This window comes from Bradyrhizobium sp. 41S5 (assembly GCF_011516665.3).
Lineage (GTDB): Bacteria > Pseudomonadota > Alphaproteobacteria > Rhizobiales > Xanthobacteraceae > Bradyrhizobium > Bradyrhizobium quebecense.
In genome coordinates this window covers 1,391,755-1,403,446 of sequence record NZ_CP083721.1, presented here as the reverse complement: position 1 = coordinate 1,403,446, position 11,692 = coordinate 1,391,755, and the positions used below count along the sequence as shown (strand labels likewise).

The 11,692-nt window shown below is 60.8% G+C and carries 7 protein-coding genes; 3 read left to right on the top strand and 4 right to left on the bottom strand.

Going from position 1 to position 11,692, the window contains the following annotated elements; genetic code table 11:
• Window positions 1-59: 59 nt before the first annotated feature.
• On the bottom strand, window positions 60-1,370 hold the full coding sequence (locus HAP47_RS06585; protein ID WP_231168794.1) for an autotransporter strand-loop-strand O-heptosyltransferase: 1,311 nt from the start codon (window positions 1,368-1,370) through the stop codon (window positions 60-62).
• Between the two features lie 148 nt (window positions 1,371-1,518).
• Between HAP47_RS06585 and HAP47_RS06580 the strand changes: the two genes are divergently transcribed.
• Window positions 1,519-2,322, top strand: a complete 804-nt coding sequence (locus HAP47_RS06580; RefSeq protein WP_173638938.1) for an FkbM family methyltransferase — start codon at window positions 1,519-1,521, stop codon at window positions 2,320-2,322.
• A 21-nt stretch (window positions 2,323-2,343) separates the two neighbouring features.
• Here the strand turns inward: HAP47_RS06580 and HAP47_RS06575 are convergent, their stop codons facing one another.
• Window positions 2,344-3,756, bottom strand: coding sequence for an HlyD family type I secretion periplasmic adaptor subunit (locus HAP47_RS06575; protein WP_173638939.1), 1,413 nt, complete (start codon window positions 3,754-3,756; stop codon window positions 2,344-2,346).
• Complete coding sequence (locus HAP47_RS06570) at window positions 3,740-5,881, bottom strand: type I secretion system permease/ATPase (RefSeq protein ID WP_173638940.1); 2,142 nt, start codon at window positions 5,879-5,881, stop codon at window positions 3,740-3,742. The genes HAP47_RS06575 and HAP47_RS06570 overlap by 17 nt, the downstream gene beginning before the upstream one ends.
• A gap of 522 nt (window positions 5,882-6,403) precedes the next feature.
• On the opposite strand from HAP47_RS06570, the gene HAP47_RS06565 reads away from it, so the two are divergent.
• Together HAP47_RS06565 and HAP47_RS06560 are read left to right on the top strand one after the other, a co-directional pair.
• Window positions 6,404-9,400 carry a hypothetical protein gene (locus HAP47_RS06565; RefSeq protein WP_231168793.1) on the top strand — a complete coding sequence of 999 codons (2,997 nt, stop codon included), beginning with the start codon at window positions 6,404-6,406 and terminating at the stop codon, window positions 9,398-9,400.
• 335 nt (window positions 9,401-9,735) lie between these two features.
• Window positions 9,736-10,860, top strand: a complete 1,125-nt coding sequence (locus tag HAP47_RS06560; RefSeq protein WP_173638941.1) for a hypothetical protein — start codon at window positions 9,736-9,738, stop codon at window positions 10,858-10,860.
• A gap of 45 nt (window positions 10,861-10,905) precedes the next feature.
• Here the strand turns inward: HAP47_RS06560 and HAP47_RS06555 are convergent, their stop codons facing one another.
• Complete coding sequence (locus tag HAP47_RS06555; protein WP_173638942.1) at window positions 10,906-11,643, bottom strand: metallophosphoesterase family protein; 738 nt, start codon at window positions 11,641-11,643, stop codon at window positions 10,906-10,908.
• Window positions 11,644-11,692 lie beyond the last annotated feature (49 nt).

Genomic DNA, 11,692 nt, shown 5'->3' with positions numbered 1-11,692 from the left:
CAAAAGTGGTGCTCATGGCAGCGCGCCCCCCCAAAAAAATGGTCAGTTCTTGAAATAGGCTAGAGCTTGAATCCAGGAATCGTCCTGATCACCGACTTCACATGGTCCACGGTGATCAGCCTTGTGCACTCGAACTGACGCGGCGTTCCCTTGTGGCGGGGACACCAGAAAAAGTCTTTGTGGTCGAATCGAACCGCTGGATCGTTCCAGCAGCTGTTGCAGGCGTGATAGTTGATCACGCGATACGGCGTAGCAAATTCATTTGTCGGATGCGTGAAGCCCGCGATCATCACGACCGGGGTGCCGACCGCCCAGGCCAGCCAGGCAAGTCCGCTGGAAAGGCCGATGAAAAAGTCCGCGTGATTGAGCAGATTCGCCCGCTCCTGAATCGGGCGGTCACCGGTCCAGTCCTCCGCGCCGTTCGGAATGTGATTCCATACCAGCTCGTGGCCATGCGTCGGCTTCTGATCGATGCAGATCACGCGATAGCCGGCCTGCTTGAGGAAGCTGATCAGCTCGCGCCAGCCGTTCGGGTTATTCCAGTACTTGCACTGCGTCGTGCTCTGCACCGCGATGCAAACGTAAGGCTCGGGAATGGGCCTTTGATCATCGGCCAGCGAGATGCGCGGCGCCACCTCGGTCGGATCGACGCCGAGGATGTATCCGGCAGTCCGGTGCAGCCCCACAAAGCGGAAGTCGCACGGCTGGTAGACGAAATTCTTGTCGTCAAAAAACAACCCGACGCTGTACGTAGCGTAATATCGGTCGGTTTGAATTTCCTCATGCGTGACGAAGTTGATCTCCGGATACGCATCGCGAAACAGCGGAATCAGCTTCTCCGCCATTGCACAGGTCAGCCTGCAATTGTGCGCTTGCCTGAACTTTTCCACATAGGGAAACCAGCCGATCGTGTCGCCCAGGGTGCCGACCGGAAGCTGTATCAGGACGTGACGATCCGTCGCGTTGTACTCATGCGAGAAAATGACATCCTCGCCCTGCAAGACCTCGATGCGGAAACGAATGTAGTAGCGCTTTGAGCTGTTGACGCGCCCGCCCGCGAACTGCGTCTCGAAGAGAACGTTGCCGGTCTCGGCGTCCCAGAGACGCACGCGCCAAGGACCTTCGGCTTCGGGACAGACGACCCGGGCGCCGTCGTTGAAGTCGAAGCGCAGGCCCTTCGGACCGACTTGAGTGGGAAGTTCTGCCGCTGCCGGATAGGCACGCTTGGGCGTTTCGGCATCCGGCGCAACGGCTTCCGACTTGGCAGGTACGGCGCTGGTCGACCGATCAACGATGACTTTGGGTTGGTCGGCCACTTGGTCAATCGGACGCTTCAGCCCGATCACCGGCGCGACGGCAATCGCATTCACGAATATCCCCTGCCCTGAAAATATAAAGAAAGCTAAAAAATACCGGCAGACGGTAAGCGAGATTGACAATCGCGTCAACGGACGAAAACCTTAGCGCACACTTCTCTCGCGGCCGCTCCGGAGCCGCAGAAACAAAGAAACACAAGCGATGAGCCGCAATCCCAGCAAGGTCCCGTTTGTGATCGCAGCGTCGGCGCATGGCCCGCTGATCGTCAACCGGCTAGACTACCACACCGCGGGCGACCACACTTTTGGAGTCGGGATTCAGATTCTCGAGCACGGCGCGTTCGACGTCACGGAGATCGAGCTCACGAAGGGTCTTCTTGCACTGCGAAGAACCTACCGAGGGGACGGCGTGGTCGCCATCGACTGCGGGGCGAACATCGGCGTTCACACCATCGAATGGTCCAAGCACATGAACGGCTGGGGCTCGGTCGTTGCCATCGAGGCGCAGGAACGGGTCTACTACGCCCTTGCCGGCAACATCGCCATCAACAACTGCTTCAACGCGCGGGCGATGCACGCGGTTATTTCGTCGGAAACCGGCAAGACCTGGGTGCCGACCTTAAGCCATCAGGAACCCGCCAGCTTCGGAAGTCTGGAGGTGACGCAACGCCCCGGCACGGAGCAGATCGGCCAGAAGATCGATTATTCCGAGGCCAAGGGCTCCGAGACAACGATGATCACCCTGGACTCCCTGAATCTGAGCCGCTGCGATCTGATCAAGATCGACGTCGAAGGGATGGAGTTGAAGGTGCTGGAAGGAGCCAGCGCCACGATCCGGCAGCATCATCCCGTCATTCATGCGGAATTCATCAAGACCGACAAGGCCGCACTGGTTCGCAAGCTGAACGATCATGGATACCGGACCTACGACGCGGGGCAAAACTGCCTTGCGATCCATGAATCCGACCCGACCCTGAGCCACGTGGAATCGCGAACCACGTCATGACGGCCTGACCGCCGAATTCCTTCACCGCTCGCGGAGAGCATCCTGCCGGTAGCGCATGATCGGAGACAGCAAATAGCTCATGACGCTGCGGGCGCCCGTCCTGATTTGGACGGTTACGGTCATTCCCGGCGAAAGATTGATCTCCTTGTCATCGACGACCATCTTGGTCCGGTCGATCGAGACATGCGCGATATACACCGGCCCCGTCCCCTTGGGCTCGCTGCTGTCCTCCGTCGCTCCGCCATTGGGCTCGCGGGCTGGATCCCGCGGCCTGTCGCGGGACACGGAATCGCGCGAGACGCTGACGATCTTGCCGTGCAGCAGTCCGTAACGCGTGAAGTTGAACGTATCGACCTTGATTTCGGCGTCCTGACCCGGGTGCACGAAGCCGATATCGCGATTTGAAACCATCGCTTCGATTTCAATCAGACTATCGCTGGGTACGACGACCGCGAGCGTCTGGGCGGCGGTTGCGACGCCGCCGACAGTGTGCACGGCCAGTTGCTGCACCACGCCATCGATCGGTGCGGCAAGCTTTTGAAGGCTGGTCCGGTGCTCGGCTTTGGAGACCTCGTCCTGGAGGCTTCCGGCCTTCTGCGTCGCCTTGGCAAGGTCATCGTACAGGCGATGCCGGTATTCCGAGACAAGCTTGGCGCGCGTCTCTTCGAGCGCCGCGACCGCCGCATTGGCCTCCTGGAGCTTGCTCCGTTGCACCAGGATGTCCTGTTGCATCCCGACGAGCTCCTGGAGCTCCTGCAAGTATTGCAGCTTTGAACCGTATTCCCGGTCCGCCAGGTACTTGCGAACCCCGACGCGTTCCTGCAGCACCGGCAGCAGAGCTTCAATCTTGGCGATGCTGGCGTCGATTGTCCTGGTCTCCGCGACCTTCTGCACCCGCTGCCGATCCAGTTCGGACAACTTGGCGCGCTGCTCGGAATCCTGACTGCGCAAGTACTCCAGATGCATTTGAACCAACGCGGGCGGCGTGTCGTCCGGTACGCCGTCAAGCGCGTCGGTATTTCCGGCAAGCGCAGAGCGGGTGCGTGAAATATCAAGCTGTGCCGACAGAAGATCGTTTTTCAGGTGCTGAAGCTCCGCCTGATTGCTGGTCGGATCCAGCTCGATCAGAATCTCGCCGGCCTTGACGGTTTGGCCGTCGCGGACGTGAATGGCCCGCACCACTCCGATCTCGAGCGGCTGAACCAGCTTCACACGGTCGCCCGGTACGATCTTTCCGGGTGCGGAGGCGACGATGTCGATCTTGCCGAGACCCGCCCACGCCACGGCGCAGCAGAACAGGGCAGCAAGCAAGACGGCGGTGAGCCTGGCGGTGGGAGACGGCGGCGTCTCGACAATTTCGAGCGCGGCCGGCAGGAAGGCCAGCTCGTCCCGGGTTTTGCCCCCGACCGCGACCACTTCACGAGCCGACTTCATGGATCCCCGCCTGCAACCGGTACAGCGACGCGTATCTTCCGCCTGTGCTGAGCAACTCCTCGTGGGATCCCTGTTCGACGAGCCGGCCGCGATCAATGGTGATGATCCGATCCGTGCGCCTGACAGCGGACAGACGATGTGCAATGACGAAAACCGTTCGTCCCTTCACGATCCGCTTCATATTGTCCTGAATGACTCTTTCGCTTTCGTAGTCGAGCGAACTCGTCGCTTCGTCGAAGATCAGGATGCGGGGATCGGTGATAAGGGCCCGCGCGATCGCGATGCGTTGCCGCTGCCCTCCCGACAGACTGGAGCCGCGCTCGCCGACGACGGTGTCGTAGCCTTCCGGCAGCTCCAGAATGAATTCGTGAGCTCCCGCAAGCTGAGCCGCGGCGACCACTTTCTCCATCGGAGCGGCCGGATCGGCGAGCGCGATGTTTTCCCGTACGCTGCGATTGAACAACACGTTTTCCTGCAGGACGACGCCGACCTGGCGACGCAGCCACGCCGGATCGACCATCGCAAGGTCGATGCCGTCGACAAGAACCCTGCCCTTCTCCGGAACGTAAAGGCGCTGAACGAGCTTCGTGAAGGTGCTCTTGCCCGAACCGGACGGACCGACGATGCCGACGACCTGGCCAGCCGGAATGCTGATGTTGATGTCGTGCAGCACTTCGGGCCCATCGACCCGATAGCGGAAGGACACGTGTTCCAGGGTGACCTGCCCCTTGATGGGCGGCGGCACGGCGCGACCGGGGCTGAACGTCTGCTCGGCCGGCGTATTCAAAATGTCGCCAAGCCGCGCGACGGAGAGCCTGGCCTGATGGAAGTCCTGCCAGAGCTGCGCCAGCCTCAGAACCGGCGCGCTCACGCGTGACGAGAACATGTTGAACGCGATCAGCTCGCCCACCGTGAGGCTTCCGTCGATCACCAGCTTGGCGCCGGCGTAAAGGATCACCGCGGTGACGAGCTTGCTCACGAACTGGACCGATTGGCTCGCGACATTCGCCAGGCTGAGCACGCGGAAGCTGGCCGCCACGTATCCGGCAAGCTGCTCCTCCCAGCGGCGCTGCATCTGCGGTTCGAGCGCCATGGCCTTGATGGTCTCGACACCGGTCACGCTCTCGACGAGAAAGGCCTGGTTTTCGGCCCCGCGCTCGAATTTGGTATCCAACCGCTGGCGGAACATCGGCGTCGCACCGGCCGAGATGCCGACATAGAGCGGGAAGGACCCAAGCACGATCCAGGTCAGGATCGGCGAGTAGATAAACATCACCGCGATGAAAACGACGGTGAAGAACAGGTCTATCACGACCGTCAGCGCGGAGCCGGTCAGGAAGTTGCGAATGTTCTCCAGCTCGCGGACCCGCGCAACCGAGTCGCCGACCCGGCGGGCCTGAAAATAGGCAATGGGCAGCCCGATGAGGTGCCGAAACAAGCGGGCTCCCAGTTCGACATCGATCCGGTTGGTCACGTGGGAGAACAGGTAGGTTCTCAGTATCGCGAGGGCCGTCTCAAAACCCGCGATGCCGATCAACCCCACGACGAGCACGTCGAGTGTGCTGAGTGTGTGATTAACCAGGACCTTGTCGATCACCACCTGAAAGAACAGCGGCGACACCAGTGCAAACAGCTGCAAGAAAAAGGAGGCGATCAACACCTCCACGAAATGGTACCGATATTTGTGGATCGCCCCCAGAAACCACGACAGGTCAAAGCGGCGCGCAAGATTGACCAGTCCCGCCCGCCGGCTCACCAGGATCAGCTTGCCGGTCCACACCGCTTCCAGCTCGGCCCTCGTGATCAACTCCGGGCGCTCTGACAGAGGCGATTGAACGAGGATCTTGTCGGCGCCCACCTTGGCGAGGATCAGATGGCCGCCGTCGCGCAACAGCGCGATGGCAGGGAGCGGGACCTTTTCGAGCCTTAACCAGTTGGTGCTCAGCTCGCGCGCCTTGACGCCGGTCGAGCGCGCGTACCGCAGCATCTCCGGCGTTCCGAACGGGCCGCTGCCGACTTGATGACGAATCTGGTCGACATCGGCCGGGAGGCCGTGAAAACGCAGCAGCATCGCGAGCCCAACGATCCCGCTGTCTGCTGTCGTACCGCTCCGCGTTTCAATCATCTCGCGATTTAATCTGCTCGGTAGCTGAAAATAACTGCAGTCGAAGGTGAGCCGAGATTGCCGTGAGCGCGCCCCGCCCCTGCTCCTCGGCGTCGTCGTCAGCGCGAACTGACTATTCGCAACGAACCGGCAGAGCAGCAAATGAATATGACAGGCAGAGTACTATGGCTCTTCGCCGAGATGCAATTGGCGTTATCAACGGCCAAGCCGAATTCGCGAACAACATCATGCCGATCCTGGAGTCCATCGCGGAACCGTTCGGAAAGCCGAACCAGGCCCCGTAGTCTTACGGATCGCGGCACGCGATATGGCTGTCACCGGGATCCCAGGGATGATCGCGGCGACCTTATCGCGTATAAGAAATGACCCGAGCCAATCGCGCCAGAGGCGCTGGACACGAACAGCCTCACGCGCCGCTTTGTCCGGGGCCGGCCATTTGTCGTCTATTAACCACCCAGTGACCGGTCAGCATGAATATTATCAATTATTTCCACGCTACCATAGATTGAAAGCTCGACCAAGATGACTTGGAATTATTCCGTAACATTGAACGATTCATCAAACGTAGGCGGATCTGCCGACGCATCTCTGGTTTACGACCTCGAGCAGGCCCTCGACATTTGGCAGCAATATATCCTGGGCATTGGCACCATGGTGGTGTCCCTCAACATCCTGCCCACCGCCGTTGGCCGTGCCGACGGCGGGCCTACCTCCAGCTACAACGTGGGCACGAATGGCGGGCTCGCGGTGTATGAGCCGTCAAGCCAGTACGAGCTGACCACCGGACAGCACGTGCCTGGAACGACAAGCGACATCACCATCAACATCGATCCTGGCTACTTCCAGTACATCGACCTCGACTATGGCTTGAACTGGTCCAGTCAGGTGCCTGGAAACGTGATCAATCCGATCAACGTTTTTCTTCATGAGCTCATGCATGGCTTCGGCATGACGGGCTGGTACGACCAGAGCGGCCAGTTGGCCGGCGCCTACGAGTCCACGTTCGACAGCCTGATTCAAAAGACCGCGACCGGCGCCTACTTTGTCGGTGCAAATGCCGAGGCCGCCTACGGCGGCCCGGTGCCCCTGACCACAGACAGCACGACCCAGAACTATTACCATTTCGGCAACCAGCAATCCGACCTCTACGCCACCCCGTCGACCGTCAAGGACCCGCTCACGCTGGACTTGATGAACGGAATCGTCTTCTACGCCGATTACCAGTACGCGATTTCCAACCTGGACGTCGGAGTTCTGAAGGACCTCGGATACAGCATCCGGACGACACCAGTCGTCACCGCCAGCGATCAGTCCGCCGCCCGAAATCAGGTTTACGCGGCCTCATCGTTGTTCTCGGTGAACATCGCCACCGGCGATTCCATCACCGAATATTCGTTCTGGGACACCAATGGCAACGGTCACTGGACCGTGGGAGGAACAGTCCAGGGCACCAACACCGAGATCGACATCAGCGCGTCGCAATTGGCCCAAGCGAGTTACCAGGCCGGACCTGGTTCGGACACGCTGTGGGTGAGAGCCTTCGACGGCTATTTTTGGAGCGACTGGAAATCCTTCGTGATTTCTCCGGCCGATCATGCGCCTGTGGTCACGGCAACCAACGTGACTGGTTCGCGCGGGCAGCTCTCGGTAGCTGAATCCTCGCTGTTCTCGGCCAGTGACGCGGATGGCGACACTATCACCCAATATGCATTCTGGGACACCGAGGGCCACGGGCACTGGGCGATCAATGGCGCTACGCAAGCCACCAACGCCGAGATCGACGTCTCGGCCGCTAGCCTCTCGCAAGTGAGCTACGTGTTCGGTACGGCCCCGGACACGCTCTGGGTGCGGGCCTATGACGGGTATCTCTGGGGAGCATGGGTTCCGTTCACAGCCACGCCAACTCTGGATCATGCTCCCGTTGCTTCGGCTTCCAGCTTCACGGCAGCCCACGGGCAAATGTCGGTCGCGGCTTCGAGCCTGTTCAGCGTCTCCGACGCAGACAACGATACGATCACCCAATACGCACTCTGGGACAGCAACGGCAACGGCGCATGGGTGGTGAATGGTGCCGTTCAGGCCACCAATGCCGAAATCGACATCACTGCCGCGCAGCTTGCCCAGACCACCTACCAATTCGGCTCGGCTCCGGACCAGCTCTGGGTCAGGGCTTACGATGGAACGCTGTGGGGAGCATGGGTCCCGTTCACGACCACGCCAGGCCCGGATCATGCACCGGTGGTCAGCGCAACCGACGTGTCGGCAACCCACGGCCAGGATATCGCCGCATCCAGTCTCTTCAGCGTGTCCGACGCCGATGGCGACACGATCACCGCCTATCAGCTTTGGGATTCAACGAGCGATCCTGCCAGCGGTCACTGGGTGGTCGGCGGAGTGGCGCAGGCCACCAACATCGCCATCGATGTGGCGCCCGCTCAATTGACGAGCACCTCGTTTCAGTCGGGCTCGGGCTCGGACGATCTGTGGGTGCGAGCCAATGACGGTATGACATGGGGAGCCTGGAAGGAATTCCACGTCAACGCGCCGATCGACCATGCGCCCGTGGTGAGCGCGTCGGACATGACCGCAACGCATGGTGAGGACATCGCCGCTTCAAGCCTGTTCACGGTCAGCGATGCCGACAGCGATACGATCACCCACTATCAGTTCTGGGACTCGACCGCCGATCCTGCCAGCGGGCATTTTGTCGTGGCCGGGGCCATCCAGCCGGCAGGCCAGGGCATCGATGTGAGCGCGGCCCAACTGGCCAACACTTCGTTCCAGAGCGGTTCGGGCTCCGACGATCTCTGGGTGCGCGCCTTCGATGGCATGATGTGGAGCAGCTGGAAGGAGTTTCACGTCAACGCGCCGGTCGACAATCTTCCGATCGTGTCGGCCGCCGACTTTTCAGCGAGCCACGGCCAGGATATCGCGGCCTCCACGTTGTTCTCGACCGCCGACGCGGATGGAGACACCATCACGAACTATCAGCTGTGGGATTCGACGTCTGATCCCAGCAGCGGGCACTGGGTGGTCGCCGGAGTAGCTCAGGGCACCAATGTCGCGATCGATGTGACGGCAGCCCAGCTCTCGAACACAAGCTTTCAGAGCGGCTCCGGTTCAGACGATCTCTGGGCAAGGGCCTACGACGGCTTCGCCTGGGGGCCGTGGAAGGAATTTCACGTCACCGCACCGATTGACCATGCTCCGGTCGTCTCCGCATCCGACTTCCATGCGACCGCCAACCAGAGCGTGGCCGCATCGAGCCTGTTCTCGGTCGCGGATGCCGACGGGGACAGCATGAGCCAGTATCAATTCTGGGATTCGACGCCGTCGGCCAGCAGCGGCCATTGGAGCATCGGCGGGACTGCGCAGCCCGCCAACATCGCAATCAACGTCAGTGCGGCCCAGCTCGCCAGCACGACTTTCGATGGCGGCACCGTGTCTGACGACCTCTGGGTTCGCGCCAACGACGGCATGACTTGGAGCGCCTGGCAGGAATTTCATTTCATCGTCTAGGACGCGCCCCGGGTTGTGGGGACGCAGTGATCCGCACCCCGGGCGACCGGCAATGTCAGCGCCAATCACTTCCCAAGACACATCGCGACGGCGTTCGAGACCGCATTGCCCGCTATCACTCGGAGGCCCGGCGCGACGGCGCCTTCTCGAGGTACAATCCGGCACCTGGCTTTAGCTTGGTACCATTTGTTGCTAGTGTCACTTGACTATCGATCGCACTCTGGAGCTCTTCGGATGTGTATGGGTTCGCACCGCAATGCCCTCTTTTTCCGTTGGGTTCGTCGCAGAATGCGCCGGCATCAGGGCGAAGTGGCGCGCGCATAGAAACGGCTCTCATGAATAAGCGCGATCTCGAGCAGGTACCTGGGCAGGCCGGCGACGCTCCTATGCCTGAAGTTGAGTTTGCGCTGGTCCTGTCTCGGATCATCACGTCGGTCAGTACCGATCAGGATAGTTTGCGCCAGACAGTTTACGACTTGGCGCGGTACAAGCTGAGCGAACAACTGCTTTCTTCAGGGATGCCTGCCAGCGAGGAGGCGAAGGCCAGGAAGGCGCTGGAAGCGGCCATCCATGGTGTCGAGACCTTTTCGAGGAATAATGATCAGCAGCTGCCGGTTCCTCTGGGCGCGGCTCCTGTGTCCTTGACGATTTCGGACTCCACGATGGAGTACGCGAAGGACGCCACCAAGACGATATGGTCCGACCCCGAGCCTCGCGAACTTGACCGTTCTGCCTCCAAGCGCAGAGCTCGAAGCGGTTCCCTTGCGGTGATCGGTGGGGCACTGGCCATCCTTGTGCTCGCGATCGGCGGCTTGCTTGTGGCCGTCTATCGCGAGGATATCGCGCACATGGGAAGGTCACAGATCAACAAGGCTGCCGTGGCTCCTCCTGGGCCTCCAGACCCTGTCGCCGTGGCCGAGCCAGCGAAGCCCTCGCGGTTGCTGCCCTCGGATTTTGGCGTCTACGCATTGAGCGACAACAAGCTCTTCGAATTGAATCCATTGCCGAACAAGGCCCAGGACGCGCGGGTCGCGATTTCGCCGACAATGGGAATCACCAAGCAGCCCGTTCTTCGCGATGGTAATCCCAAGTTCATCGTCTATCGGCGTGAGGCGGCCTTGAATATTCCGGAGCGCGCCGAAATCCGGATCATTGCGAAGGTTGCCCGCTCCATTTCCTACGACGCGGCCGGCAAACCGATCACGACACCTGACGATGGGTGGTACATTCGGAACATTTCGTTTCCCTATCGCGTCTCGCCGATCAAAGAGAATGCCGAGATGTACGAAATTCAGCCGGAAAGTGGCGGGGCTGCTCTGCCTCCAGGCCGTTATGGCTTGGTCCTCAAGGGACAGCTTTATGATTTTATCATTGGCGGCGACATCAGGGATCCGCGCCATTGCCTGGAGCGGCTGACCGCGGCGAACGGGACCTTCGTTTCCGAATGCCATAAGCAGTGACTGGGCTTCGCCGCGGTTCAAGTCTGCGCGGGTGAGCCCCTCCGCTCAGAGAAAGCCCATACGGCCGCCTTCGGTCCACATGCAGGTCAGCTGCCCGGTGGCGTAGGCGCCGGTGTCGATGTTGATACGGTTCGCTCGAATGTCGGGTGCGCGGACCGGGGTGTGTCCGTGGATGACGAGCCGCTCGAACAACCCGTCATGCCGCAGAAAATCGTCGCGTATCCAGCACAGATCCGTCAGCGATTGCTCGCTCAGCGGCACGCCGGGTCGTACGCCTGCGTGCACAAAGAACACGTCATCGAAGGCGAAGCAGGGTCTCAAGCTTCGAATGAAATTCAGATGCGAGACCGGCAGCGCTTCCGCGAACTCTGCCGCCAGCCGCAACTGGTCGGCCTGGCTCGGGTTGCGCGGCGGGCGGATGCCATAGGATATCAGGGTCTCCAGGCCGCCGACGGAAAGCCATGTCGGCAGGACCGTCGGAACCTGGATGAAATCCGTCAGGAACGTTTCGTGGTTGCCCAGCATGAAGGCGGTATCGCAGGTCCCCTCAAGGGCCACCAGGTAGTCCAACACCTCTCGCGAATGCAGACCGCGATCGACATAGTCGCCCAGGAACACCCGAACAGAGCGCCAACAGGGCCTTCTGGCCAGGTCGGTCTCGATCTTGGCATTAACCTTCTCAAGCAGATCCAGCCGTCCGTGGATGTCTCCTACCGCGTAGAAGCGCAGCTGAGGTGAAGTGAGGAAGCCAGACGGCAATGGTTGACCGGGCTGAGCCTGCATAGTCGCGATGCACCAATATGGCCAGCGGTTGTGGAGATACCTACAGGCG

Coding starts and splice junctions, on each gene's coding strand:
- HAP47_RS06580 (WP_173638938.1), top strand. CDS start 1,519: ATGAGCCGCAATCCCAGCAAGGTCCCGTTTGTGATCGCAGCGTCGGCG.
- HAP47_RS06575 (WP_173638939.1), bottom strand. CDS start 3,756: ATGAAGTCGGCTCGTGAAGTGGTCGCGGTCGGGGGCAAAACCCGGGAC.
- HAP47_RS06570 (WP_173638940.1), bottom strand. CDS start 5,881: ATGATTGAAACGCGGAGCGGTACGACAGCAGACAGCGGGATCGTTGGG.
- HAP47_RS06565 (WP_231168793.1), top strand. CDS start 6,404: ATGACTTGGAATTATTCCGTAACATTGAACGATTCATCAAACGTAGGC.
- HAP47_RS06560 (WP_173638941.1), top strand. CDS start 9,736: ATGAATAAGCGCGATCTCGAGCAGGTACCTGGGCAGGCCGGCGACGCT.
- HAP47_RS06555 (WP_173638942.1), bottom strand. CDS start 11,643: ATGCAGGCTCAGCCCGGTCAACCATTGCCGTCTGGCTTCCTCACTTCA.